Origin of the sequence: uncultured Ruthenibacterium sp., from assembly GCF_963558415.1 — a bacterium.
Taxonomy (GTDB): domain Bacteria; phylum Bacillota; class Clostridia; order Oscillospirales; family Ruminococcaceae; genus Ruthenibacterium.
Genome location: NZ_CAUWGY010000012.1, coordinates 22,822 through 49,642, shown reverse-complemented (window position 1 = coordinate 49,642; position 26,821 = coordinate 22,822). Strand labels below are relative to the sequence as shown.

Sequence of the window (26,821 nt, the reverse complement as noted above, 5' to 3'; positions counted from 1 at the left end):
CCAGCCAATAAAGCACCGGTTTTTTCCGCAATTTCTTCTGCTTTCTGAATCGCTCCAGCCATTCCCTTTTTTCCGTCGGTCAAAATCAATTCGGCGCCATATGCCTTCATCAACTTTCTGCGCTCTGCACTCATGGTTTCCGGCATTGTAATAATGACTTTATATCCACGGGCCGCCGCAACTGCACACAATCCGATTCCTGTATTACCGCTCGTAGGTTCCACAATGGTTCCACCTGGCTTAAGTTTCCCCTCTTTTTGTGCTACCTCCAACATATGAAGCGCTACGCGATCTTTGGCGCTTCCCGCCGGATTTTGACCTTCCAGCTTTGCAAGAATTGTTCCCGCCGCGCCCATCTTTTCGGTCAATCGACTCAATTTAACCAAAGGTGTATGTCCAATCACCTGTGTAATATCTGAAAAAATTTGTTCTGCCATAAAACGACCTCCTTTGTTTTATTATATCGAGGCCATTTTTTAGATGCAAGTGCGGCATCTGTTTGCAAAAGGAGCGTCCGTCAAAACGGACGCTCTTCAAAATTTATTCCGGCAAGCCGCCCATACCCGCCTGCGCCAACATTTCTGCCGCAGCCGCAAGGCTTTGCATATCTCCTATGGCAAAATTGCTGTCAGCTAATCTTTTCTTTAAGGGGTCCTTCAAAGAATTATAGTAAACCAACATTTCCGGGGTATAGTCTTCAAAATTCTGCATTTTTTCTCACCTCCTCATTATCATCCGTCAAATTTTTTGAAATATTCATTTCATGAATTCTATTTCTTGCCACTGCTACAAACTGAGCGTATAATAAAGTGTAGTATCGCTCCAATCAGTTGGAGGAAGGAGTAAAAAAATGAAAGTATTAATCATTGGTGGTGTAGCGGCCGGTACCAAAACTGCCGCTAAACTCAAGCGCATGAACCGAAGCGCCGACATCACGTTGTTAAGCCGCGACAAGGATATTTCTTATGCTGGATGCGGATTGCCTTATTATGTGGGCAACTCCATCGAATCCCGCGACGACTTAATTGTGAATACTCCTGAAAAATATGCCGCTTTGACGGGTGTAACCGTACATACGGGTCGTGAGGCTTTCCGCCTGGATAAAGAACACAAAACTGTATATGCAAAAAACTTAGACACTGGAGCGGAAGAAGTTTATTCGTATGATTGCTGCGTCATCTCTACCGGTGCTTCTTCGATCATGCCGGCCCTGCCAGGCATCGAAAGTGCCGGCGTTTTCAAAATGCGTACTCCAGACGATGCCGAAAACCTGCGTTCATATTTGAATCAGCAGCAAGCACGTCGTGCGGTAGTTGTTGGTGGCGGATTTATTGGCTTGGAAATTGCCGAAAACCTTTTGTCTCGTGGTCTCAACGTTACCGTCGTTGATATTGCCGACCAAATCATGCCCAATGTATTCGATCCCGAAATGGCGGCCTTTGCTAAAAAACATCTGCAAAAGGCAGGCATTCGCGTTCTTACAGGTGTGAAGGTCAATGAAATCCTTCAGGAAAACGGAGCGGTTACAGGTGTTTTGACAAGCGCCGGAAAAATCATTACCGATTTGGTAGTAATGAGCGTAGGTATTCGCCCCAATACCGGCTGGCTTTCGGACAGCGGGATTCAAATGGAACGCGGTCTTATTGTCGTGGACGACCAATTGCACACCAATATTCCGGATGTATATGCCGCTGGTGACTGCGTCTTAGTAAAAAATCGCCTAACAAAGATGCCTCAATGGTCTGCGATGGGATCTTCCGCCAACTATGAAGGTCGCACGCTTGCTCAAATCATGGGCGGAATGGAAAAACATTATCCTGGAGTATTAGGAACCGGCGTTGTAAAGTTGCCCGGGCTAAACGGCGGTCGTACTGGATTGACCGAGGAACAGGCGAAGCAAGCCGGTTACGATGTAGAGACTGCTCTTGCTGTAACCGACGACAAAGCACACTACTATCCTGATGCTGCTTTCTTTGTAACAAAGTTGATCGCCGATAAACAAAGCCACCAATTGCTGGGTGCACAAGTATTCGGTCCAGGCGCAGTAGACAAGATGATTGATATTGCCGTCACTGGTCTCTCTCTCAATGCACGATTGGAAGACTTTGAAAATCTCGATTATTCCTATGCACCTCCTTTTTCTACTGCAATCCATCCTTTCGTCCAAGCCGTATATATTCTTTTGAACAAGCTCACAGGTGTAATGCAAAGCATGACCCCCGCCGAGTACACAGCGGGTGCTGCTAAAGATTATATCATTTTGGACGTTGCTCCCCAGCCCTCTATTCCGGGCGCAAAATGGATTGATCTTGGAAAAGTGAATGGCCCCATTGATGGTTTGGATTTCGACCAGAAGCTTCTTCTTGTATGTGCCAAAGGGAAGCGCGGTTATTTCCTGCAAAATCGGTTGAAGGCATATGGCTATATCAATACAAAAGTATTGGAAGGAGCGCTGTTCTTCAACGATGTAAAAGTGGAAAATGCCAATACCACGGTTTCTTCTGAGGACGTCACACGCGTAAAAGCACTCGGCTTCTTACAAGACAAACGGACACCTGACCGTTTCAATGCCCGAGTGATTACACGCAATGGTAAGGTCACTGCAGAAGAAAGCAAAGTAATTGCAGAAGCAGCCGATCGATTTGGCAGCGGCGAAATCACAATGACTTCTCGTCTGACCTTGGAAATTCAGGGTGTACCTTATGCCAACATTGAACCGCTTCGCGACTATCTTACTCAGAATGGATTGGAGACCGGCGGAACCGGCTCAAAAGTTCGTCCGGTAGTGTCCTGCAAGGGAACAACCTGCCAGTATGGATTAATTGATACTTTTGCTCTATCGGAAGAAATCCACGAACGTTTTTACCATGGTTACCGCGAAGTAAAACTGCCGCATAAGTTTAAAATCGCCGTAGGCGGCTGTCCAAACAATTGCGTAAAACCGGATTTGAACGATTTGGGCATCATTGGTCAAAGAATTCCTGAAATCGATTTTTCCAAATGCCATGGTTGCAACGTCTGCCAGGTGGAAAGCGCCTGTCCCATTCACGTAGCTCATGTAACGGATAATAAAATTGCCATTGATGAAAATGCGTGCAACCACTGTGGACGCTGTGTCAATAAGTGCCCGTTTGGCGCGATCACACAGTATACAAACGGATACAAAATTTACATTGGCGGCCGTTGGGGAAAACATGTAGCGCAAGGCCTTGCCTTGGATAAAATTTTCACCAGCAAGGAAGAAATCTTGGAAGTAGTAGAAAAAGCCATTCTTTTGTTCCGCGAACAAGGAATCACTGGCGAACGTTTCTCGGATACGATTGCTCGTATTGGATTTGAAAATGTTCAAAAGCAGCTCCTCAGCAATGATTTACTTTTGCGCAAGCAGGAAAATCTTGCTGCCCAAAAGCATCTGAAAGGCGGAGCAACCTGTTGATCAAAGCTAGACGCCGGCACCGGAAAGGCTGCCGGCGTCTATATTTTTACTGCTTCATAAAAGAAAAGGCACAAGAAAAGCATTGGCTTTTCTTGTGCCTTTTTGATTTACGTACCGTCTGTTGTCACTTGACTGGAAGATGTCTCCGGTATCTGTGAGGAAGAAGTTGGCGGCGGAGTCTGCTCACTCGAAGAGGAAGCAGGCGGTTCCGTTGCTACATAAACCTTCACAACCGTATCATTCATCTTCACTTTTTGTCCGGGTTCCGGATCCGTTTTGACCACAGTATAAGCTTTGTATTTTCCATCCGCATTACTATAGTCTACAATTTCGAAAGAAATATTGCGTTCATTCAAAACGGCTTGCGCATCGCCTTTACTGAGCCCAACAATATCCGTCGGTATCGTAGCATACTCGGATCCTTTGCTCACAATCAGCTTAACCGTTGCCCCAGGAAGCACCTTGCTTCCAAAAGCCGGCTCCTGGCGAATCACTACACCTTCATCATAATCATCGCTGTATTCATATTCAGTGGTAAACAAAAACGTCTCTTTATAAGTATCACTGTCAATGATATCCTGGTACTTATTGCCCACAAAATTCGGCACAGAAACTTCTTTCGCCACGGATTGAGAAGAACTGCTTTGAGAAGAAGAAATTTGACTGGTAGAGGACGAGGAAGATTCAGAAATCGAAGAAGACTCCTCAGAACCACCCAGCGCGCTTAAAATTGCCCAAATGCTGAGAAGAATCACCAAAAACAAACCAAGCGCCGCAATCGCCACAAACTTCCACTGCCGAGTAGTCAAATGGAACCGATGATCCATCCGGCTCGGTGTAGTAATTGCCGCTAACAAATCGGATGCGGATTGCGGTCGCTCACTCGGAGTTAACCGCATAGCACGCCCAATTGCCGTGGAAACGTACCCTGGCAGCTCTCGATTCACACGATGCGCTGGCAGCATATTGTCATTGGTGCGTCTCAAGTTTGCTGCCAACGGAGTATGTCCCGTCAGTGCACGATAGAACAAAGCACCCAAACTGTAAATGTCTGTATACTTTCCATCGAACTCAGCAACCGCATATTGCTCCGGCGCAGCATAGCCATCCACAAGCTGACTCTTCAGCTCTCCTCCCGCATTGCGCAAGCCAAGCGTCGCATACCCAGACAACTTTGCTCCGGCTGGAGTAATAAAAACAGTTTCCGGACTAATGCCTCTGTGCAAAAGGCCCATCCGATGCATCGCCTCTACGCCATATACAACAGGACGCAACAACAACAATGCTTCCTCTTGCGTAAGAGGCTCTTCCCGCGCATCTAAGTACGCCTGAAGGGTTTCTCCCTCATCCGGCTCCCGCACGGCATAGGCCGTATTATTGGTCTCGACCAAATCCAAAACCGTTACCAAGCCTTCCGTACGCCCCAATGTGACCAAGCTTCGATACAGATCGACAAAATCCATCCGCGTAGTCTTGAATAAGACCTCTTTGCCTGCACGGGGTACCACCGCTCCCTCGCGAGTACGCGCAGCACACATAGTGACCGGAACATATTCTTTGATTACAACCCGATGCGCATTTGTACAGTCAATAGCCTGATAAGTTACACCTTCTCCGTCCACAGCAATGCACGACCCGATGGTATAACGTCCCGCCAAAAGGCTGTATGCAGGCAGTGTACCTCTTGGATTCCGATTCTCAAATTTGGTGCCGCAGAACGGGCATTCGGCTAGCCCCACATCCACGCAGGACATGCAATGATCACATATAATCTGCTCGGGCAAAGCCGTCACCTTCCTTTCTCTCTCCATTCACAAGGCAAGACCTTCTCAGCGGTCCAGGTCTTCTTCATTTTCAAGATTATGCCAAACGTTCTGCACGTCGTCGTCGTCTTCCAAATGATCCAGAAGAAGTCCCATATTTTTCAAAGCATCCGGATCGGTCAACGCGGTACGAGTAGAAGGAACCATAGCCACCTCAGCCGAGATAAAGCTATATCCTTTGTTCTCCAGAGCCTGTCGTACCTCACTAAATGCCGCAGGAGAAGTGGTGATCTCCGCCACGTCATCCGCCATATCAAAATCATCTGCGCCGGCATGAAACGCATCTTCCATAACGGTTTCTTCGTCCTTGCCTTCTACATCAAGAACAATGACGCCTTGCTCACTGAACAAAAAGCCGACACAGCCATTATTGCCCAAGTTTCCTCCAAACTTATCGAAATAATGGCGCAAGTTGCCAGCCGTGCGGTTACGGTTATCCGTCAAGGTCTCCACCATCATAGCGATTCCATTGGGGCCGTATCCTTCATAGGTGATGCTTTCGTAATCGTCCTTCTCACCACCCTGAGCTTTCTTTATAATGCGCTGAATATTATCATTGGGGACATTCAGGCTTTTCGCTTTTGCTATCAAATCACGCAACTTTCCGTTGACCGCAGGATCCGGTCCACCCGCTTTAATGCACACAGACATTTCGCGGCCAATTTTCGTAAAGATTTTGGCGCGCTGCCCGTCGGTCTTTTCCTTTTTGCGCTTAATATTATTCCATTTACTATGCCCTGACATAACAGGAACCCCCTAAAACGTTAGTATAAAAATACCATTTTAACTAAATTAGTATATCATAAAAAGTCTATGAAATCAACTATCCCAGATTTCTCAACCCTTTTGGATAATGATTTTCCACCCGTCCCCCACTGCACTTTCCCCAGCCGAGTGGGAAGCCGTCCACCAAGACCGCTGTCCATCCATTTTGTGAAGTACCTGCAGCAATTTCTTCTCCTCGCAGCCAAGCTTGTGTCCTCGAATCATCCAAAGACAGGCGTTCCACATTCCTGCATCGGCCGCCAAAAGCCATCACTAGACCATGCGCCGGCACAAAGCGTCCTTTTGCCATACTTCCAAGCTCCACCCCACATCGCAGGACCTTTAATTTTAAAATTTCCGATGGAAAATCTTCCGGCAAAAGATAAATACGCTCTCCTACTGAAAAAATGGTTCCGGGCAACTTTCCAAAATACTCTTTCAAAAAAGAATCGCACTCTTTTGTTGATTTTCCTTTAATACGCGTTGCAACCCCAAAAGACGATGCACCCTGCTTTTTCAAAAGAGCCATAAAGTGGCCTTCCCCACCATGGCAAGGATAAATGCGCCAACACTTTGAGGCATCAAAGTGATTCTCCCCGCACCGCTTTGGCTCCCCTTCGGTACCGGCAGATAGGCGAGCCGGAAGAATCGAAAATTCCGGATGCCGAGCCAGGAATTGACCAATTTGCCCCTCATCCTCTTCCGGCGAAAAAGTGCAGGTAGAATAACACAACAAACCACCGGGTGCAAGGCAGCGTGCTGCAGACTCCAGGATTTCAGCTCCCAGTGCCGCACATTGCTTTACCAATGCTTGGGAATGCTGCCGCACCGCTTGCTCTTCCTTGCGAAACATTCCCTCTCCTGAACAAGGTGCATCCACAAGAATTTTATTAAAATACTCTGGGAACAAACGCGCAATTCTTTCCGCATCTTCATTCAATACGATTGAATTGGCGATTCCCATACGCTCTAAATTATTTTTCAAAATCTGCGCACGAGGTGCCATGTATTCATTGGATACCAGAATGCCTTTTCCCCTCAGCTTTGCGCCAAGTTGACTGGACTTTCCGCCCGGAGCAGCACATAAATCCATCACTCTATCGCCCGGCTGTATATTCAAAAGAGCCGCCGGGCCAGCCGCACTCGCTTCCTGGACATAATACACACCCGCATGATGGTACGGATGCCTACCCGGACGCATATCATCTTTCAAGTAGAAACTCTCCAAACAAAACGGAGATCTTCCATCCACAAAATCCACTTTTTCGGCGAATTGCTCCGCATCTGTGCGTAGCAGATTTACTGTAACGGCACGACAAACGCGCTCCGGCGCCTTGTACAAACGATCAAACTCGTCTCCTAAAAGGGCACGTTCACGCGTTTCAAAATAGAGATTACTCATAAAAAATTTTCCTCTCGTATATTGCAAAAAAATCTGCAGATACTATGGGTGTCAGGAGGTGAAATGACAATGGATAATCGCAATACAAACAAAACTTCCAATCGCACCACTTCTTCTAAAACTGCCGGTACCTCTAACAAGACCAGCAACAAAACAACCAGCAAGGTTAGCAACAAGGTCTCTGGCAGAACCACAAGCTCCAACAGCCGCAGTGCATCCAACTGCAAATAAGCTCCGATCCTCTTAAAAATTTGTACGCACAAAAGCGCAGCGTGTTTTCCAAAGCACAGATCCCTTGGAACACACGCCGCGCTTTTTGATTATTCCGGTTGTTCCGCCGCCTCAATGGCGTTCCATGCCACGTCAAACAATTGGTAAATTCGTTCTTCTTCTCCTCGTAAATATAACCAACCAAACAGTGCCTCTAACGCCGTAGAAGCTCTGTATTCTTGCGCAGTGGCATGTTTTGCAACGGTAGCTTTACTTGCGTTTTTTCCACGTCTCACCACAGAAGCCTCTTCTTCGCTCAAAAGAGGAATAAGCGCCTTGAGGGCCTGATACTGGCCTCGCGCACAAACAAATCGTACCGCATGACGATGCAACTGATTTGGCACAAGCCGCGTATACTCCACCAAGCGAGCGCGTACCAGGACCTCATAAACGCCGTCTCCTACAAATGCAAGCGACAAAGGCGACTGTTCACGAATATCCACTTTGTCCCCTTTTTGCGGTTCAAAAAGCACTGGACGCCCTCCTTTCTCAGAATACATAGTCAAACTGGTACTCACCAATGCAAATTGTATCGTCCTCTTCTACGCCCAATTCTACAAGTCGATCAATCACACCGCTATCCATCAATTGTCTCTGGAAATATTGCAAACTCTCATAATCATCCACATCGCTACCTGCCAAAATATCCTCAAGCCACGGAGCTTCCACGTTCCACACATGCTCCGACTCTTTGGTGACCGTGAACGCCCTTGGATCCTTCAATGCCGGATCCGGCTTCACATATTCTGGTTCATACACCACAACAGGCGGCAACTCTTTCAATCGCTCATATACCAAGCCTGGAAGCACATCCAATCCTTGGCGCGTAGCCGCACTGACCGGCAGGAACAACAGCCCTTTTTCCTCAATAAACGTGCGGAAAGAATCAATTTGTTCCTGAGTTGCAATATCGCATTTGTTTGCCAATACGATTTGAGGACGCTGGGCCAATTCGCTAGAAAAGCGCTCTAGCTCCTGATTGATCTTTTCAAAATCCTCTTTGGGATCACGGCCTTCACATCCCGACACATCTACTACATGCAAAAGCAGTCTGCAACGGTCCACGTGACGCAAAAAATCATGTCCCAAACCAATCCCATCTGCAGCGCCCTCAATCAGACCCGGAATATCCGCAGCCACAAAGCTCGCTTCCGGTCCTACCTTCACTACGCCCAAAACGGGAGATAGCGTCGTAAAATGGTAATTCGCAATTTGGGGTTTCGCAGCACTGATCCCCGAAATAATCGTACTTTTCCCTACATTGGGAAAGCCAACCAAGCCTACATCCGCAATCAACTTCAGTTCCAAGCGAACAGTCAATTCCTCGCCTTTTTGTCCGGGTCTTGCAAATTTAGGAATCTGACGCGTCGGAGTCGCAAAATGAACATTTCCCCATCCGCCTTTTCCGCCTTTCGCAATAACGACCGGCTGATCTCCCGAAATATCCGCAATCACCAGATTGCTCTCGGCATCACGCACTACGGTTCCCCGCGGCACACGAATAACAAGGTCCGGCGCATTCTTTCCATTACAACGGCTTCCGCGACCGTTTTCACCCGTCTGAGCCACATACTTGCGCTTATAACGAAAATCCATCAAAGTAGAAAGATTGGAATCCGCCACAAACACGACATTGCCGCCACGGCCGCCATCACCACCGTCCGGACCACCTGCTGCTACATACTTTTCGCGATGAAATGCAACCGCACCATCACCGCCGTTGCCTGCCTTAATATAAATTTGTGCAGTATCGATAAACATTCATGTCTCCTTTTCCCGATGCGTATAACATCGTGCGCGGTGTTCTTCGGTCTGTTTTAGTATTCCCAGTTTACACAAAAAAGCCGGGACCAACGCCCCGGCTTGCAAAAACAAACTTATTGCTTGATGCTGACCTGTTTGCGGTCACGGCCAACGCGCTCAAAAGAAACACGACCGTCAACCAGAGCGAACAGAGTGTCGTCGCTTCCACGGCCAACATTCTCACCCGGATGGATGTGAGTGCCGCGCTGACGAACCAAAATATTGCCGGCGAGTACAAACTGGCCGTCGCCGCGTTTTACGCCGAGGCGTTTGGACTCGGAATCACGGCCGTTTTTGGTAGAACCTACACCTTTTTTATGTGCCATGTAAAATCCCCTCCTCTATTAACCGTTGATCTCGGTGATCTCAATTTTTGTATACGGCTGACGATGTCCTTTTTTCCGTTTGGAATCTTTTTTCGGACGATAAGTCAAAACCGTGATTTTTTTGCCTTTTCCGTTTTTCAGGACTTTGCCGGTAACTTTGGCACCCTCAACAACCGGAGTACCGAATTTTACGCTTCCTTCTTCACCAACAGCCAGCACATTGTCAAAGGTATAAGTGCTGTCCGCCTCAACGTTCAACTTCTCTACGAAGATCACGTCGCCTTTTTCTACGCGGTACTGTTTCCCGCCAGTAACGATAACTGCGTACATTTGTTTCCCTCATTTTCATAAGTCTCGCTGGACAAACAGGCGTCCGGATTTCCCAGAACTTCAGGAGCCCAAACCAAGCGGCTCATACACTATACCACAAACCCCGTTTGGTGTCAAGCGTTCTTCCGTCTACCACGCCAAAAACGCCAAATATCTTTTGCCGCCAACCACCAATACGCTGGCAAGAACAAAAGAAATGGCATGAAAAACGTAGACTGAGCCCAGCCCACATGCACATAACTATGCGGCTTTGCAAGGATCAGCCAGGAAACTGCCGCAAGGAAAGTTAAAAATGCAAAACAAATCTGCGGACCACGCTTTTCTGCACTTTTATGCCCCAGAGAAAGCAATGCCAGCACCAATACAGCCATAAAGGCCAATGCTACAAAATGCCAAAGCTGAACGCGAATACCGCCAATTTGATAAAGCGGGGTTTTAAAAATACGGTAGAACGTTTCGCCCAAACCTGCCTGTGACGCTTCTTGCGAATATTCATAAGCAGAAGACGCTTTTCCCAAAAGGCGCACCGCCACGGGCTCCATAAATCGCTTCCATGCGGCTGCAAAACCGCCGTCCAGGTAAGCAAGCAAGCACAATTTGTAGATGACTGAAAATCCAAAAGCAGCCACCGCACCAAACGCAGGCGGCAAAGTTACCTTCCAGAATTGTCGCCAACCCTTCCATTCGTTACATACCTGAACCAAAATAGGTACCATTAGGCAAATGCACACATCCGAAACATATTCATACTGGCACAAAAAGCGTACCGCACACGGAATAAACGCCCCCAAAAACAACCCCCAACATTTCTTTGGATATGTCTTCCATTTTTGGAGCAGCAAACATATTACCGCCATAGGTAGCATTTGTACCCAGCCCAGCCAGTATAGGTTGGTTGCAAAACTGAAGGTATGTGGCATGGCAAGTGCCGCAAAAACAGCGCAAAGTACAAGCGAAGTTTTAGAGAACCATCTTGAAGCCCATGCGAAGAGAATCGTCAGCATTAAGCAATACAACGCACCGTTAAGCACATGCAAAAAAGCCAATCGTGTGCCAGGCGCGAAAGGAAGCACACGATCCATCACACCATAAACAATCCCCGCCAGGCCCGGCTGTGAATCATAAGTTTCAAACTCCTCTGTGGGGAGAGTTCCGCCCTCTACGTACACCTTTGTTACATATTTTCTGCCTAGACTATGCTCTGTCAAAGGTGAAACATATTTTTGAAGGAGAATCCTTTCTGGGTCATCCGGATTTATTCTGTCATACAGCATATCGCCAATCATAATTTCTTCTGACGTGATATCTGTACCAGCAGCCATTGTTTTTCCCGGTCCAAATAAAAATACCGCACAGAAGAAAATGACGTAGACCAAAATCAACCAGGTGTTTTTTCGAACAATGTTCATTCAAAGCGTCCGCTCTGGCGTTTGGCGGCCTCCAATGTATTACGCATAAGCATCGCACGAGTCATCAATCCCACGCCGCCTGGGACAGGAGTAATAAATGCAGCCTTTTCGCTGACCGCAGAAAAATCCACATCTCCATGTAACTTTCCATCCGCTCCGCGATTAATGCCGACATCGATCACCACCGCGCCTTCTTTGACCATATCTGCCGTCACAAAAGATTCTCGTCCCACAGCAGCCACAAGGATATCCGCCTGTCGGCAAATATCCGCTAGGTCTCTGGTATGCGAATGGCATAGTGTGACAGTTGCATTTTGAGCACACAGCAAAAGAGCCATCGGTTTTCCTACAATATTCGAACGTCCGATCACAACTGCTTTTTTTCCATCGATTGGCAGTCCCGTGCTTTGCAGCATCTCTATGCAGCCCGCCGGAGTGCATGGTAGAAAACAGGATTCTCCAATGACCATTCTGCCGACATTCACCGGTGTGAATCCATCCACATCTTTTTCCGGTGCAATTGCATTGATCACATTTTTTTCGCAAATATGCTTGGGCAGAGGGAGCTGCACCAAAAGGCCATTAACTGTCGGATCCTCATTGCAAGCGCGTACCTTTTCCAGCAGCTCTTCTTCCGTAGTCTGCTGTGGAAACCGCACTACTTCAGATTCAATACCACACGCAGCGCAGTCCTTTGCCTTTCCCGCCACGTAGGTTTTGCTTGCTGGGTCATCTCCAACAATAATGACCACAAGTTTGACGCGGATTCCCTCACCGCGCAAGGTCTCCACTTCTCGAGCTACCTTTTCTTTTTCTTTTTCAGCAAGTTCTTTGCCGCTGATTAGCATCGCCATTCTCTTCCCCCCTATGGTTCATCCGTGACGAATTTTTCTCCTGCTGGGCCGTTCATTTTCCAAAGACCGCACAGATCTAGCCGCTTCCGCGTGTATATTTTCTATTTGTCGAGACGCACGGCGTTCCAGCACAGCAGAACGGCTCTGATGCGGTTTGCGCTGCTGCGCCTTGGTGGTATTCGCACAGGGAACTTGTGCCGGCTCTTCCTGAGAAGATTCCGCCGATTGTTGCTGCTCCACAAGCTGTTCAATTTGCGCTTTCAATTCCTGCTCACTTGGTTCTTTGCCAAGTTCCCAGGTCAAAACCGCAGGACCTTTCAGCCTTTTATCCACCACTGGATACGTAATCATCAAAGACTGACCCTGGCATTTTTTACGTTGCCACAGCCAAACGGCTCCCGCCACGATCACGGAAACCAAAGCGAGCAACTGGCTTACCCGAACTCCACCTACTGTTTCCAAGCTGTCTGTACGCAAGCCTTCTACCACAAAACGTTCCATTCCATACCAAATTACATAAAGCAAGAAAATCTCGCCATGGAACTTGCGGTGCCGCTGATACAAAAACAAAATCAAAAAGCCCAGCAGACACCATAAACTTTCATACAGAAAAGTCGGATGTACCGGAAGAGACGGGTCCACTGTTACACCTTGGGCCGCCAGAGTAGCTTGCACCGTGGCCAGATAATTCTGTGTCCCCTCGCTATACATTCCCCAAGGCAAAGTCGTGTTGGTTCCGAATGCCTCCTGGTTAAAGAAATTGCCCCAACGACCAATTCCTTGACCAATCAAAAATCCCATTGCAGCCAAATCAAACATTGGAAGTGTCGGCACTCGGCGCCAGCGACACAAAAGAATTCCGGATATAAACGCCGCCAGGACACCACCATAAATGGCCAATCCGCCATCACGAAGATTGACCATATCCCAAAGGCTTTCATACTCAAAGGGGGCAAAAGCTACATAATAAGCACGTGCACCCACAATAGCGCAAAGCGTCGCCAACATAACGACGTCAATCATACGGTCACTGTTGATACCGTAGCTGCGAGCCTTTGAAAAAGCAAATACCAAACCAAGTACCAAACCAAGTGCAATACATATTCCATACCAATACACAGGAACGCCGAATACGGTAAATGCTACCCGATTGATGGTGAGAGAAATTCCAAGGCCCGGAAACGTCACATGATTGATCACGAGTTCATTCACTCCTTCTTTTCCCCAACGGGATGAATGATTACGGTGGAGCTGCACTCTTCACAGAGCATCGCTTTCAACGCACCGTTTATATCGTCCAATGAAATGGCCGCCAGTGTTTCAATTTCCTCAGCGGGCGTGCGTCCGCGACTGAATGTGCTGAATAACCCCGTGGCCACATCGTCAATATTTTCAAGATCTGCAATCAACTCTCCATACAGTTGATTCTTACACAGGGTAAACAGTTCTTCTTCTATGCCTTCTGTCCTGAGACGTTCAATCTCCTTCAACAGCAGCTCACGCACATACTCCGGACGCCCTGTCTCCCCGCCAAACATAATACATAAAGCACCTGGCACACTAAGCGTCTCACCGGAAAAGCCAGGACTGACCAAATTTTCATCGTACAATTTTCGATACAGCGGCGTCATGCTGCCACAAATCAATTCCGTCAGCATTTCGCATAGAAATTCCGTTTTCAATTGCTCTTTTGGCGCTGGAACAACCTCTTTGAACCCCAAGCCAAGCAATGGTTTGGATACCGGCATACTAAACTCCATACGCGGCTTTGCAACCTGTAGCGGTTCACAAACCGGCAACCGCTCTACATTTCCTTCCTTTTCGGGAATGTTCGCGCGCTCCACCGCCTGCAAAACCTGAGCCATCGTTACATTTCCGGCTACCGCCAAAGCCATATTCTGCGGCCGGTAAAAAGCGTCCGTACAAGCATACAGCATCTCCGGGGTAATCTCCGCAATGCTCTCCACACTTCCAGCAATATCTTCACGCACCGGATGCTTTTGATACAGACACTGATACACGCTAAACATTAATCTCCACTCGGGGGAATCATCGTACATCTTAATTTCTTGCCCAATGATTCCTTGTTCCTTGGCAATGGTCTTTTCCGTAAAATACGGTCGAGACACAAAGCTCAACAGGATATCCAAATTTTCATCTGTCCGATTGGAGGCCGAAAACAAATAACATGTTTTATCAAAGCTGGTATATGCATTTGCGTTCGCGCCGGTCTTTGCGTAAAGTGTAAACGCATCTCCTTCTTCATTTTCAAACATTTTATGTTCTAGAAAATGTGCCACTCCTGCCGGCAAATCCCAGCGCTTGCCATTCAAAATAAAGGAGCGATCAATGCTGCCGAACCGCGTGCCATACAGAGCATAAACTCCCGTAAATTCGGGCATGGAATGGACCAAAACCGTCAATCCGTTGGGCAATACTACCTTTTCAAATTCAGTGGCTTTCAAAACTGCCTGCTTACTGCGTTCAGACATGCGCATTCTCTCCCTTCGTCAGTGTATAGGAAACAGAGAGCGTGAACGTTCGCAGCACATTCTGCACATCCTCTTTGGTAACCGCATCTACCTGCTCCATAACTTGTTGCGGAGAAAGAAGACTTGCGCGCAGAATCTCACCAAAATACCAGTTTTCCATTCCCTGAAGCGTATCAGTCACCGCAGCCAGTTGATTTTTCAAACTGCGCTTTGTGTCATTTAACTCTTTTTCTGTGATGGGGCCATTTTTGAGTGCATCCAACTCTTCCAAAATCGCCTTTTTGGCAGCCGACGCATTCTGATGTTCCACGCCGCTGTCGATACATAACATTCCCATCATGGAAGCATACGAAGCCGCGCAATAATAGCAAAGGCTTCGTTTTTCTCTAACATTTACGAACAGGCGTGAAGTGGCCGTGCCACCTAACAACGCTACCGCCACACGCGCTGCACTCAGTTGTTCCGGACTCTGCGGCTGTCCAGACGTAAACAACAAGCACAATTTGCCCTGTGCGGTGTCCATGGGTTCCTCAAAACTTTGTTCGGACTGAGCCGGCCGTGCAAAAGCCTGCGGAAGTGCATCCGGTTTACGTTCCAGTCCCACCAAAGCCTGTTTCACACTTTGCTCAACCGCCGCTGCATCTGCTCCCAACACCATCACTTCAATGCGAGCAGTGCATAACATTCTAAAAAATGCCTTCGTCACCTGCTCAGATGACAGTCCGTTTACTTCCTGCGCATATCCATATCTTTCTACACCAGCGGCAGAATCTCCGAAAAACTTGCGACGTGCCTGTCGTATACAATATCCTCTTTTTTCATTGACCTCGCCGGCAATCAATTCACGAAGCTGTTCCTTTTCAATCTCCACCGCTTCCGGGTCAAACACACCATTCACAAAATACGGGCGAAAAGCCGTTGCCAATGCTAACGTTGCGTATTCTGAACTGAGTTGTTCCCCATTTAAAGCAAATTCATCTTTGATGCCGCCTACAGCCACTGTCAAGACACGGCTTCCGCTGTTTACCACTCCATCCACTGAAAGTGAAGCACCATACAGCCGCGCCAACTTCTTGGAAAGCAGCGTCATATCCGGACAATCCGCGCAACAGCGCTCCATCAAAAGAGGCATCAACGCTTCTGCCGTCGCCCATTCGCGAGTAGCAGGCCAGATAAAGTTGATGGAAATGCGGCAACGGTGAAATTGTTCAGCCGGCAAAACAGTCAAATACACGCCGTCTGAAATTTGTTTTCTTTCCATAAATCAAATCCTCTGCTTATTTCATTATTCGACCATACCAAGATACTCTTCCAAACACAGGCCTTCTGCCATAATTTTTTTAGCATCCTCTACACCTACATAACGATAGTGCCATGGTTCAAAACTCGTTCCGGTAATGTCTGTTTTGTCCTTTGGATACCGCAAAACAAATCCAAAATCAGCAGCATTTTCATAAAGCCATTTTGCCTCTTCCGTTTGTTCAAGACTTTCATCCAAACTACCGCCATACCCCACTTCTACAATATCGGCAGCTAAACCAGTCTCATGCTCAGAAGTACCAGGAACATTACGCCAACGTTTGGTCGCTGCGTAGGCCTGTTCTTCCGTATAGCCTTGAGCCATATAATCCTGCTTCATACTCTCGAACAAAACCGTCTGGTTCTCATGGCTTCTATAGGCCGACCGAACCTGCAGGTATACTCCATCCTCTTCCGCCGCTTTCAGCATATCCAAAAGGGGCTGCTGGACTCTCTCATCCACAAATTGTTCAATTCCCCGAAAATCATATCCTACACTGGCCAACTCCGGTTCATATCCCTCAGGAAGAGGGTGTGTGGTATTAGCCAAAAGGAGGCTCCACAAATCCGGATCTTTCGGTCCGATTTTTTCTTCTTCCTGTATGGACTGTGCCACTCTGGACGCAGATGCAGCCAAGGCTGAAGCAGAACGCGCCTGTTCTTCTGCTTGCCGCTGTTTCTCCGCAAAGAAAGCCAGCGCAATTCCAATCAAAATGGCAACGACTGCCACCATCCACAACATCCATCCCCGGCGTCTGTTGTTTGAAACCGTTTTCGCAGAATCCGTTGGTCGTACTGGAACAGATGAAACACGCGACTGCTCTGAAACAGGAGTCTGTCTCTCAGACGAATTTGTTCGATTTTCTTCCTGCGCGCTTCCGGGATTTTGGTGGCGGGGCGGAGTCTGAACCCGACGACGCTTTCTAGAAACGTTTTGGGTTTCCTTCATCTGCTGTGCTCGCCGCACCTGGCGGGAAGTAATGGTTCTTTTAGTCAAATTGTTTCCTCCTGCCGGTATGAAAATGCAAAAAGGCAGGCCTAGAAAAAGCCTGCCTTTTAGTATAGCACAGTTTCCTATAAATAGCCAGAAGAATCAACGGAAAAACGCATCGTGCACAGCCGCTACAGCCCGATCTGCTTCATCCTTTTTGATGATAACAGAAAGCTTGATTTCACTGGTTGCAATCATACGGATGTTAATATTATTTTCATACAGTGTTTCAAACATTTTTGCTGCCACACCCGGATGACTCTGCATTCCCGCGCCAACGATGCTGACCTTTGCCACGTCGGTGTCAACCTTAATTTCACGACCGCCAAAACGACTACGATTTTCCTCCAAAAGACGCTGCGCAAGCTGTGCGTCCTCCAACGGAACCGTAAACAGCAAATCCTTGTTGCCGTCGCGACCTACGGACTGCAAAATAATACCGATATTAATTTTATTTTGTGCCATTAAACTGAATACTTTGAAGGAAATACCGGGCTGATCCGGTACATCCAAAATGGAAACGGCAGCCACCTTATCATCCTTTGCCACTCCCTTGATCAGCATTCCTTCCACGTCCACGACCTCCTTAACAATAGTCCCCGGCACATTCGTCAGTGACGAGCGAACTTCTAAATTGACAGAATATTTTTTTGCCAGTTCCACGCTTCGGTTATTGAGTACTTGAGCGCCCAAACTGGCCAATTCCAGCATTTCGTCAAACGTAATTACATCCAGCTTCCGTGCGTTCGGAACAAGACGCGGATCCGCAGTATACACACCATCTACATCTGTATAGATTTGGCACAGATCCGCATGAAGCGCTGCCGCAATCGCCACCGCACTTGTATCCGATCCACCCCGTCCAAGCGTCGTGATGTCATCGTAGCGATTCAAGCCCTGAAAACCAGCGACTACAACTACGCGGTTGCGCGCCAATTCACTTTCAATGCGCTCCGTATCCAAATCCTTAATACGAGCACGGCTATACGCACGGTCCGTATGGAACCCAGCCTGCCATCCAGTCAGACTAATGGCCGAGCATCCCAATTCCGCCAGCGCCATGGCCAACAGCGCAATACTGATTTGTTCGCCCGTAGCAAGCAGCATATCCAATTCTCTCTTGGACGGATCATGCGTGATCTCGCCCGCTTTCGCAATCAAATCGTCTGTTGTGTCTCCCTGCGCCGAAACCACGACCACCACATCGTTGCCCTCGTTGTGAGTGTTTGCCACAATGCGAGCCACATTGAACAGACGGTCGCGGTTTGCCACAGAGCTACCGCCAAATTTCTGTACAATTAAAGCCATTTCTGTCCTCTTCCCCTCATTTACTCATTATTCACAGCACACGCGCACCTTCGTTGTCCGCATCGAGACGATGCAAATGGAAAGCCGCCAACGCCTCGTCCGCTTCCAGCGCCTCCTCGGCCCTTTCAAAGAATGCATCCGCATCCTCGCTACGCACTACGGCCAAAATAGTAGGACCCGCGCCACTGATAAAGGTCGCTAAAGCTCCTAGGCCATCCGCAAGAGCAAATACATCCTCACCACCTTCAATTAAGGGCAGACGATACGGCTGATGCAAACAATCCTTTGTGGCAATCGGCAAAAAGTCGTAGCGCTCTTCACAAAACGCCGTTGCCAATAATGCTGCACGAGACAAATTGTAAACAGCATCCACATGTGCCACACTTTTGGGCAAAGCCGCACGGGCCTTTTCGGTCAAAAGCTTAAAGTCCGGGACAAAAGCCGCGAAAGTAATGGAACTGGCAATTGCCTTTTTCAGAGAAAACACGCGCGCTTTATCGTATGCAGACACCACAAAACCGCCCAAAAAAGCAGGTGCAACGTTGTCCGGATGCCCTTCAATTTTTGTAGCAAGAGTAAGCATATCCTGTTGCGCCATTGGATTTCCCAATAAAGCGTTGGCCCCCAAAATACCCGCTACAATACACGCGGATGAAGAACCTAACCCACGCGCCATTGGAATCGGATTGGTTTGAATCAAACGCAACCCTTTCAACGGGCGGCCACAAACATCGTAAACTTCTTTTACCGTACGGTAAATCAAATTTCCCGGTGTCGTCGGAATCGCCGTTCCGTCCGCACTGCGAATATCCACACCGTCAAACTCTTCCATCTGCGCAGTATTGTATAATTGGAGCGCTAAACCGCAAGAGTCAAATCCCGCACCAATGTTTGCGCTGGTAGCAGGAACCTTTACTTTTATCATATGCACCGCTCCTTCAGTGGGCCAACCACTTCAAAACATTTTTCACGCAGATATTCTCTTTTCGGGCCTTCTCGCACAACTCCCGACATTCAGCATCCGATTTTTCACGCAGTGTAAATGCAATTTCGTCAGCGGATTCCTCTAAGATTTCAATTGTTCCAAATACTTTTTCCGCAGCCGCCGTATCTCCTGAAGCGCGCACATACCAATCCGATGACGAAGAATCTTCATAAGTACCTTCCCATGGTTCACTGTCTTGCCAAAACAGACTCTCTTGAATGGAACCGCCATTGCGCAATGCATCCAATACATCCGCCACCACGGCACTGGCTGTCGGCAATTTTCCAGCGCCTTTTCCATAAAACATTACGTCACCCAGCATATCACCGTGTACCATTACGGCATTGAAAACATCGCTCACACCCGCTAATTGACTGGTCTGCGGGACCAACATTGGTTCTACGCCCAGTGCCGGGCCATTCTCCGTCTGCTTCGCCCAAGCAATTAACTTTACAGCAGCATTTTGGCATTTTGCCAAGGCAATATCTTTCACGCTTACATCACGGATTCCCCGTGCTCTCACATTTTTGGGATAAAAATGGCGTCCAAACATAATGCTTGCCAAAATACATATTTTACGTTGCGCATCGATTCCATCCACATCCGCCGACGGATCAATGGTCTCCGCATAGCCAAGACTCTGGGCCAACTTCAACGCCTCTTCGAAGTCCATCCCTTCATGTTCCATTTTCGTCAACATAAAGTTGGTAGTTCCGTTCACAATTCCGTGTACTTCGCTAAGCACATTGGCTGCCAAGCACTGATACATCGGTGTGATCACCGGAGTTCCGCCACCTACGCTGGCCTCAAACAAAAAGCACACACCTTTTTTACGTGCCAGCGCAAGCAACTCAGCGCCATGCGTCGCCACCAATTCCTTGTTGGATGTGGCCACATGACGACCACTCTCTAACACGGCTTTTACATAGGGATACGCCACCTTTGTTCCTCCGATTGTTTCTACAACCGCAGAAATTTCGGGATCGTTCAAAATCGGATCCAACTCTTTTACAAACAACTTTGCATCCGGATGCGACGAAAAGTCCCGAATGTCACAAATGTATTTTACTTCTACCGGCTGTCCCGCACGACGTGTTGCAAGGGCCGCATTGGTGCGCAGCACCTCTAACACGCCACTACCAACTGTACCAAACCCCAAAATCGCAATTTTCGACATATTCTCGTCCCTTTCTTATGCGCCTCGGCGAATTTCTACCACGGTTCGCTGCTGTTTCAGGCTCTGCATCATCTGATCCAATGACATTTTCATTCCACCTGCTCGAATGGTAACAGAAACCTGCGCAGTACCATTCTCGGGGGTCGCCTGATTCATAGTCACAACCGAAGCTCCAGCCGAAGAAATTCCCGCTAACAAGGCTTGCAATGCCCCTGTCTCATCCAGAAGCACCGCGTTGATATTTAAAACTTCCTTCCCATCCTCTGCATCAAAAATACAATCTTTATACTTGTAAAAGGCACTGCGGGAAACCCCCACCATGCGAGTCGCCACTGAAATATTTTTGGCTGCTCCACTAGCCAGAAGTTCTTTTGCTCGCAAAACTTGTAAAAATACTTCCGGCAAAACACTTACATCCACAAGCAAAAAGCGCTTCTCCATTTATGCCCTCCATTCGTGCGCGCACAGCACACATTTGTATTTTCAAGAATTTTAATGAAATGATATCATGTTTTCCTCCTAAACACAAGAAAATCTTACATTTAAAAGCATTTTTCGTCAAAACGTCGAAGAGCGCAATTTCAAGTGGAAATTGCGTAGCAGTTTTGTACAACCATTGAAAACGAATGTGTTTAACCGAAATACATTTATTTTGTTTTTAGAACGTAAAAAAGGACCGCATTTGCGGTCCTTTTTTCTTATTCAGTAGAACTATGCCCCGGACATGTGGTACGTTGATCTACTTCGGAAGCTTTGTAATAGCCTACCGCAGTGGGGCACCCAGCCGCCGGCCGGTCACCCGTAACTGTGCAGAACGATTCTTTTACCACAGAATCTGGCATGGTCCATTCCTTATATGGATATTTTGTTTCATCTGCCTGTACAGTATCCATAATCTCTCTCCAAGCACTTGCGCCCGGATGCTTCATATAAGCAGGATTATATTTTGTCATTGGCACGTTCTCATCATATCCATACCAGAACGCCGAACAATAATACGGCGTCAAACCAACAAACCAAATATCACGATTTTCGTTGGTCGTACCGGTTTTACCGACGCTTTCCATACCAGCATCATCCGCCATTAATCCACGCGCCGTACCGCCACTGTCATACAAGACGCCTTTCAGCAAGCGATTCATGATATAGGCCGTATCCTCGCTGATGGCTTGGACTGTAGTGATATCCTTTTTCAAAATCACGTTTCCACGGAAGTCTTCCACCGTGGTATAACTGTGCAACGTAGTAAACTGGCCACCACTTCCGTACATCATATAGGCACCAGCCAGTTCATATGGCGTCATACCCCAGTGCATAGAACCCAGTACCAAAGGTGCAAGGTTTTTATCATTCTCCGGATCCAATGTGGTAATTCCCAGCGTTTCCGTAGCAAAGCTAAACATCTCATCAACGCCAACCGACTGGCCAACCCAAATAGCTATGGTGTTCAAAGACTGTTTAATAGCCTCGTACACCGTTACAGGCTGCCGAGAATACGTGCCGCTGTAGTTGCTTGGCCACGGTTTTTTATAAACCGTACCATTCTCATCTACATCGCCGGCCTCATACTTAGGCTCATCCATAAAGGTCATGGAATAATCCGCCCAGCCATATTCAATTGCCAGAGGATAGGCGGCTACACCCTTCATCGTAGAACCGACCTGACGTACAGAATCAATGGCGCGGTTCAGTGTACGGTCAGCAGTCTTGGCTCCCAACCCGCCAACAACTGCACACAATTCGCCTTTGTAGTTAACCGAAACGCCCGCTGCATTGGTACGAATCGTTCGCGGTTCAGAACCATCGCCCGGATCATATTCGGTCTCATATGCAGGCCAATACTCAGCGCGATTGAATACGTCCTCCATCTCAGACTGCAGTTCAGGAACAACGGTGGAGTAAATCTTCAGGCCCTTCGTGTAGAAATAGTTCGTAGCTGCATCCTCGTCCCATTCCTCTTCAGGCACATTATCGGGATTTTCCTTTAAAAGGTCTTGGATGACCTCGTCAATCACCGCATCCGTAAAATAGCTATTGTTTGTCTGCTTAGCCGCATTTTCGTCTGTAGTTTTTTCTGAAAGAACCAGCGGTGCCGCCAGCGCCTCATCGCGCTGTTCCGCAGTGATATAGCCCTGCTCATACATGTTGGTGATCACCTTATTACGGCGCACCAAATGGTCCTCAGGATTCGTAATTGGGCTGTAAGTGGTGGGGTTTTTGGTGATTGCCGCAATTGTGGCGCATTCCGCAATCGTCAGCGGCTCTTTTCCCTCTTCCACATTCGCATCATCGCCGGCGTGTTTATCAAAGTAGCGAAGCGCACCTGCCTCCACACCGCCGATGTTTCCAGTCAAGCCCAACGTATTCAAATATGCTTCCAGGATCATATCCTTGGAATACCGTGCATCCAGGGAAATTGCACGGAAAATCTCACGAATTTTCCGCAAATAACCTGCCGTGCCATCGCTAGCACGTTCATCTGTAATGTTTTTGACAAGCTGCTGGTTGATTGTGGACGCGCCTTGCTGCGTACCGCGAAGCCAAACACCTGTCACCTCATGCACAATCTCGTTGACAGCAGCAAAAACCGTACGCTTAAAGTTCACACCATTGTGCTCACGGAAATCCTGGTCCTCGATGGCAATATACGCATTCTGCAAATTGACCGAAATATCATCCAGATCTTTCCAAATACGGTTTTCATCCGGACTATCCAATGTCTGGTATTCCAGCCATTCATCCTGGCCATCCGCATTGGTGCTCTTATAGTAAATAATACTCGTATAACTCTGAGCGATATTTTCCAAATCAAGCAGCGTATCGTCATTGGCCGTTGCTTTCACTACATACATGCTCAGCAATACCGAAGCGATAGACGCTACAATAACGCCCAAGCACATACAAACAGCGATGAAACGTAAAAAGCCAAACCAAATACGTTTTCCTCGGCCCATTTTTTTCTTTTTGCGTCTGGGCGCTGGCGCCCCTTTGGCCGCTCTCTGCGGACCTCTATTTCTGTTTTCTATGATTGGTCCCCTCCTACAAAGACTTAAAAGCCAAAAATTCATGTACTGCACGGAACAATCTTCCGCACCGAACAATAGTATGGCACAAAAATGCGGTATGTCATGCGCACACCGCCTATAAAACACGCGCTTCGCGGAATAAAGCTATTTTACGCGCGCCATACTGCCAATGAGGTGATAATTTATGCGAAGAACGCTCTGTTTGCTTCTAACCGGGCCCGCCGTCTTTCTTTTATGCATCAGCGCTTACTTTCTTGTGATGCCATTGCTCACACCAAAGGCAGAACCCCAACAACAACCAACTCCTAGTTATACTCTCAGCGAGTACCAAGGTCAACTGGCATTGTTTCGAGATGGGCAAAGCGAACCGATCGCCTGTTATGAAGCCTATACAAATCTTCTCCCGCCCGCTGATGTATCTATGCTACAAGCGGGCATTCCCGTTTCATCCCAGGAAGAACTGCAGCGCCTACTAGAAGATTTCGGCGTATAACATTATCGGGTCGGAACAATTTCCAGCCAATATCCATCGGGATCAGAAATAAAATAAATCCCCATTCCAGGATTTTCATAACAGATGCATCCCAAAGCTGCATGCTTGTCATGAGCCGCTTTGTAATCGTCTACACGAAATGCCAGATGAAACTCATTTTCGCCCAGATTGTAAGGCTCTTTTCGGTCCTTCAGCCACGTCAATTCCAACTGATGCGGAGTATGTCCGTCGCCCAAATAAACCAATGTGAACGCATCTGTTTCATGCCGCCGCACTTCTGAAAGTCCCAAGGCTTGTTTGTAAAACTCCAGGCTTTTTTCCAAGTTCAGCACATTCAAATTATTGTGTGCAAAAGTAAATTGCATTCTTTCTTCTCCTTTATATACGAAAAAGAACCCGATTATGTTTCACACAGCGCCGACAAAAAGCGCCATATGTAGCTTTTATTATAGCGAATACCCCCGGCTATTTCAAGAAGCGCCCATGTGAAATTTCTTTTTTAGTTTGTTTTTTGCCGCTCTTTCTATTATAATAAAATCACATTTAATGTGAGCGGAGGGAAACGGTATGCAAACCCTGGAATACCCGTTCGATAGCGGGTTGATCCTGCAAAAAAAGCGCAGTTTGAAACGTCAACTCTTGGAACAAGAAGGGCTTGTTCCCAAAAAAATCGCCATTCTCAGTGGTTCAACCATTGGGGAAATTAAAAACATCCTGGAACTTTTTTTGTTAAATGCTGGCATTCGCCCCGAATTCTATGTGGGTGGATATGCACTGTACTATGAAAATATTTTGTTTGATGACGGTTCACTCGCTGCATTCAAACCAGATATTATTTATATTCACACATCTTTCAAAAACATCGTTAATCTTCCAAGTCAGGAAGATTCCGCCACACAGGTAGAAGAAAAGTTTTCGGCTGAGTGCGCGCGCTGGCAGGGCCTTTGGAATGGAGCTGCCAAATTCGGCTGTCCAGTCATCCAGAACAATTTTGAACTTCCCAGTTACCGCTTGATGGGCAGCATGGATGCGGTTGATGCACACGGTCATGTAAATTTTGTCAATCGTCTCAATGCCATGACTGCGGAATACGCCGCAAAAAGCCCTAATTTCTATATTCATGACCTCTCTTATCTAGCCGCCAGCGTGGGACTTGATAATTGGTTTTCCCCTACAGTTTGGTATGCTTACAAATATGCAATGGACACGCAGTATATCCCTGTGCTGTGCCATAGTGTGTGTAACATCATCAAAAGCCTGTTTGGGAAAAACAAAAAAAGCGTAATATTGGATTTGGATAATACGCTTTGGGGCGGCGTGATCGGAGATGACGGTCCAGAGGGAATTGTTCTGGGAAAAGAGACTCCTGCCGGTATGGCTTACTCGGAATTTCAGCACTATCTCAAAGAATTGTCCCGTTTGGGTGTTCTGTTGAATGTATGTTCCAAAAATGAAGAGGAGATGGCCAAAAAGGGATTTGAGCGCGCGGATAGTACCCTGAAGGTGGATGATTTTGTATGTTTCAAAGCCAACTGGGAACCAAAACACAGAAACATCGCCGCCATTGCCCAGCAGATTAATTTACTGCCGGACAGTTTTGTGTTTATGGATGATAATCCTGCTGAGCGAGAAATTGTCCGAAGAGAGCTGCCCGGAGTAACGGTTCCCGAGTTGACCGCACCGGAAATGTACATTCGTGCACTGGATAAGGCTGGCTATTTCGAAGTGACCACTTTGTCCGCTGATGACAAAAAGCGCAACGAAATGTACAAACAAAATGCGCAACGCGCAGCACTGGAACAAAGCTTTGGAAACTACGAGGATTACCTGAAAAGCCTAGAGATGCACTGTGAACTCGGCTCTTTTGATGAACCTCATGCGGAACGCATTACACAGCTTATTAATAAAACCAACCAGTTTAATCTGACCACACGCCGCTATACTGCTGCTGAAGTGGAAACGCTCATGAAAGACGACTCCTATATTACGTTGTATGGCCGCCTGGTGGACAAGTTTGGAGATAACGGCATTGTGACCGCACTGATTGCGCATAAATCTGCGCCCGGACAGGCAGACATCGACCTTTGGATCATGAGTTGCCGCACTTTTAAACGTCAATTGGAACACGCCATGTTCGATCGGCTGGTATCTATCTGTGCATCCCAGGGAATTCATAAAATCAATGGCTTCTATTACCCGACTGCCAAAAATTTGCCCGTAAAGGATTTTTATGCTACAATCGGGTTTGAAAAGGTTTCCGAAGATGAACAGGGCAACCGCACATACTCTTTCACCGGTTTTGAGAATTATCGGCCTCAGTGCACTGTGATGGAGACCGTAGTATTGTAAAGGAGCGTTTTTGAATGGACAGCAATGCGATTTTTGAAGCAGTTCAGCAAATCTTTCGCGATAATTTTGACGATGAGGAGCTGGTTCTTACCCGCGAAACCTGTGCCGATGACATTGAGGACTGGGACAGTTTGGAACAAATCAATCTTTTAACGGCCATTGAAAAAAAATTCGGGTTAAAGTTTGGCCTGGCCGATGTACGTGATCTGCAAAACGTAGGCGATTTGTTGGATCTGATTGAGCGCATGACCGCCTAAATTTTAAAGGCTGGCATTCTGCCAGC

26 protein-coding genes are annotated in these 26,821 nt (G+C 47.5%); 5 read left to right on the top strand and 21 right to left on the bottom strand.

The genetic code is table 11. The annotated features are described in order from the left end of the window. Both AB5H98_RS03710 and AB5H98_RS03705 read right to left on the bottom strand, forming a co-directional pair. A partial coding sequence (locus AB5H98_RS03710) for a PLP-dependent cysteine synthase family protein (RefSeq protein ID WP_367924572.1) occupies nucleotides 1-437 on the bottom strand: 437 nt, incomplete at its 3' end. A 103-nt stretch (nucleotides 438-540) separates the two neighbouring features. Further along, nucleotides 541-711 (bottom strand): hypothetical protein, encoded by a 171-nt coding sequence (locus AB5H98_RS03705; protein WP_367924571.1) that lies wholly within the window; start codon nucleotides 709-711, stop codon nucleotides 541-543. 139 nt (nucleotides 712-850) lie between these two features. On the opposite strand from AB5H98_RS03705, the gene AB5H98_RS03700 reads away from it, so the two are divergent. Next, complete coding sequence (locus AB5H98_RS03700) at nucleotides 851-3,436, top strand: FAD-dependent oxidoreductase (RefSeq protein WP_367924570.1); 2,586 nt, start codon at nucleotides 851-853, stop codon at nucleotides 3,434-3,436. A gap of 107 nt (nucleotides 3,437-3,543) precedes the next feature. Here the strand turns inward: AB5H98_RS03700 and AB5H98_RS03695 are convergent, their stop codons facing one another. The 3 genes from AB5H98_RS03695 to AB5H98_RS03685 all read right to left on the bottom strand — a co-directional run bounded on the left by AB5H98_RS03695 (nucleotide 3,544) and on the right by AB5H98_RS03685 (nucleotide 7,426). Next, entirely contained in the window at nucleotides 3,544-5,247 is a 1,704-nt protein-coding gene (locus AB5H98_RS03695; protein WP_367924569.1) for a PASTA domain-containing protein, read from the bottom strand. 18 nt (nucleotides 5,248-5,265) lie between these two features. Continuing rightward, entirely contained in the window at nucleotides 5,266-6,003 is a 738-nt protein-coding gene (locus AB5H98_RS03690) for a YebC/PmpR family DNA-binding transcriptional regulator (RefSeq protein ID WP_367924568.1), read from the bottom strand. A gap of 79 nt (nucleotides 6,004-6,082) precedes the next feature. Beyond that, nucleotides 6,083-7,426 carry an RsmB/NOP family class I SAM-dependent RNA methyltransferase gene (locus tag AB5H98_RS03685; RefSeq protein ID WP_367924567.1) on the bottom strand — a complete coding sequence of 448 codons (1,344 nt, stop codon included), beginning with the start codon at nucleotides 7,424-7,426 and terminating at the stop codon, nucleotides 6,083-6,085. Nucleotides 7,427-7,495: 69 nt separating this feature from the next. On the opposite strand from AB5H98_RS03685, the gene AB5H98_RS03680 reads away from it, so the two are divergent. After that, complete coding sequence (locus AB5H98_RS03680) at nucleotides 7,496-7,657, top strand: hypothetical protein (protein WP_367924566.1); 162 nt, start codon at nucleotides 7,496-7,498, stop codon at nucleotides 7,655-7,657. An 89-nt stretch (nucleotides 7,658-7,746) separates the two neighbouring features. Here the strand turns inward: AB5H98_RS03680 and AB5H98_RS03675 are convergent, their stop codons facing one another. From AB5H98_RS03675 to AB5H98_RS03605, 15 genes are all read right to left on the bottom strand, one after another. Further along, nucleotides 7,747-8,169, bottom strand: a complete 423-nt coding sequence (locus AB5H98_RS03675) for a Mini-ribonuclease 3 (RefSeq protein WP_367924565.1) — start codon at nucleotides 8,167-8,169, stop codon at nucleotides 7,747-7,749. 16 nt (nucleotides 8,170-8,185) lie between these two features. After that, the gene (obgE, locus tag AB5H98_RS03670; RefSeq protein ID WP_367924564.1) at nucleotides 8,186-9,457 is read right to left on the bottom strand and encodes a GTPase ObgE; all 1,272 of its coding nucleotides are present in this window, start codon (nucleotides 9,455-9,457) and stop codon (nucleotides 8,186-8,188) included. Nucleotides 9,458-9,573: 116 nt separating this feature from the next. After that, a complete protein-coding gene (rpmA, locus tag AB5H98_RS03665) occupies nucleotides 9,574-9,825 on the bottom strand; it encodes a 50S ribosomal protein L27 (RefSeq protein WP_177484461.1) in 252 nt (83 codons plus the stop codon). A gap of 18 nt (nucleotides 9,826-9,843) precedes the next feature. After that, nucleotides 9,844-10,155, bottom strand: a complete 312-nt coding sequence (gene rplU, locus AB5H98_RS03660; protein WP_367924563.1) for a 50S ribosomal protein L21 — start codon at nucleotides 10,153-10,155, stop codon at nucleotides 9,844-9,846. Between the two features lie 113 nt (nucleotides 10,156-10,268). Beyond that, entirely contained in the window at nucleotides 10,269-11,564 is a 1,296-nt protein-coding gene (locus AB5H98_RS03655; protein ID WP_367924562.1) for a hypothetical protein, read from the bottom strand. After that, a complete protein-coding gene (gene folD, locus AB5H98_RS03650) occupies nucleotides 11,561-12,418 on the bottom strand; it encodes a bifunctional methylenetetrahydrofolate dehydrogenase/methenyltetrahydrofolate cyclohydrolase FolD (protein WP_367924561.1) in 858 nt (285 codons plus the stop codon). The genes AB5H98_RS03655 and folD overlap by 4 nt, the downstream gene beginning before the upstream one ends. An 18-nt stretch (nucleotides 12,419-12,436) precedes the next feature. After that, nucleotides 12,437-13,630, bottom strand: coding sequence for a prolipoprotein diacylglyceryl transferase (gene lgt, locus AB5H98_RS03645; RefSeq protein ID WP_367924560.1), 1,194 nt, complete (start codon nucleotides 13,628-13,630; stop codon nucleotides 12,437-12,439). After that, entirely contained in the window at nucleotides 13,627-14,910 is a 1,284-nt protein-coding gene (locus AB5H98_RS03640; RefSeq protein ID WP_367924559.1) for a M16 family metallopeptidase, read from the bottom strand. Before AB5H98_RS03640 ends, lgt begins: the two co-directional genes overlap by 4 nt. Next, nucleotides 14,903-16,171, bottom strand: coding sequence for a M16 family metallopeptidase (locus AB5H98_RS03635; RefSeq protein ID WP_367924558.1), 1,269 nt, complete (start codon nucleotides 16,169-16,171; stop codon nucleotides 14,903-14,905). Before AB5H98_RS03635 ends, AB5H98_RS03640 begins: the two co-directional genes overlap by 8 nt. Before the next feature lie 24 nt (nucleotides 16,172-16,195). After that, the gene (locus AB5H98_RS03630) at nucleotides 16,196-17,206 is read right to left on the bottom strand and encodes a M15 family metallopeptidase (protein ID WP_367924557.1); all 1,011 of its coding nucleotides are present in this window, start codon (nucleotides 17,204-17,206) and stop codon (nucleotides 16,196-16,198) included. 96 nt (nucleotides 17,207-17,302) lie between these two features. After that, on the bottom strand, nucleotides 17,303-18,508 hold the full coding sequence (locus AB5H98_RS03625) for an aspartate kinase (protein WP_367924556.1): 1,206 nt from the start codon (nucleotides 18,506-18,508) through the stop codon (nucleotides 17,303-17,305). A gap of 31 nt (nucleotides 18,509-18,539) precedes the next feature. Continuing rightward, the gene (gene thrB / locus AB5H98_RS03620) at nucleotides 18,540-19,433 is read right to left on the bottom strand and encodes a homoserine kinase (protein ID WP_367924555.1); all 894 of its coding nucleotides are present in this window, start codon (nucleotides 19,431-19,433) and stop codon (nucleotides 18,540-18,542) included. A 13-nt stretch (nucleotides 19,434-19,446) separates the two neighbouring features. Further along, nucleotides 19,447-20,670 (bottom strand): homoserine dehydrogenase, encoded by a 1,224-nt coding sequence (locus tag AB5H98_RS03615; RefSeq protein WP_367924554.1) that lies wholly within the window; start codon nucleotides 20,668-20,670, stop codon nucleotides 19,447-19,449. A 15-nt stretch (nucleotides 20,671-20,685) separates the two neighbouring features. After that, nucleotides 20,686-21,111, bottom strand: coding sequence for an ACT domain-containing protein (locus AB5H98_RS03610; protein ID WP_367924553.1), 426 nt, complete (start codon nucleotides 21,109-21,111; stop codon nucleotides 20,686-20,688). A gap of 257 nt (nucleotides 21,112-21,368) precedes the next feature. After that, nucleotides 21,369-23,624: a transglycosylase domain-containing protein gene (locus AB5H98_RS03605; RefSeq protein ID WP_367924552.1), complete on the bottom strand. Its 2,256-nt coding sequence runs from the start codon at nucleotides 23,622-23,624 to the stop codon at nucleotides 21,369-21,371. 256 nt (nucleotides 23,625-23,880) lie between these two features. Here AB5H98_RS03605 and AB5H98_RS03600 point away from each other — a divergent pair, with 256 nt between their 5' ends. Beyond that, nucleotides 23,881-24,189, top strand: a complete 309-nt coding sequence (locus AB5H98_RS03600; protein WP_367924551.1) for a hypothetical protein — start codon at nucleotides 23,881-23,883, stop codon at nucleotides 24,187-24,189. A gap of 2 nt (nucleotides 24,190-24,191) precedes the next feature. On the opposite strand, the gene AB5H98_RS03595 is transcribed toward AB5H98_RS03600, so the two are convergent. Continuing rightward, nucleotides 24,192-24,554, bottom strand: coding sequence for a VOC family protein (locus tag AB5H98_RS03595; protein WP_367924550.1), 363 nt, complete (start codon nucleotides 24,552-24,554; stop codon nucleotides 24,192-24,194). A gap of 202 nt (nucleotides 24,555-24,756) precedes the next feature. Between AB5H98_RS03595 and AB5H98_RS03590 the strand changes: the two genes are divergently transcribed. Both AB5H98_RS03590 and AB5H98_RS03585 read left to right on the top strand, forming a co-directional pair. Then, nucleotides 24,757-26,538: an HAD-IIIC family phosphatase gene (locus AB5H98_RS03590; protein WP_367924549.1), complete on the top strand. Its 1,782-nt coding sequence runs from the start codon at nucleotides 24,757-24,759 to the stop codon at nucleotides 26,536-26,538. A gap of 14 nt (nucleotides 26,539-26,552) precedes the next feature. Then, nucleotides 26,553-26,795 carry an acyl carrier protein gene (locus AB5H98_RS03585; RefSeq protein ID WP_349216813.1) on the top strand — a complete coding sequence of 81 codons (243 nt, stop codon included), beginning with the start codon at nucleotides 26,553-26,555 and terminating at the stop codon, nucleotides 26,793-26,795. The last annotated feature ends 26 nt before the right edge of the window (nucleotides 26,796-26,821 follow it).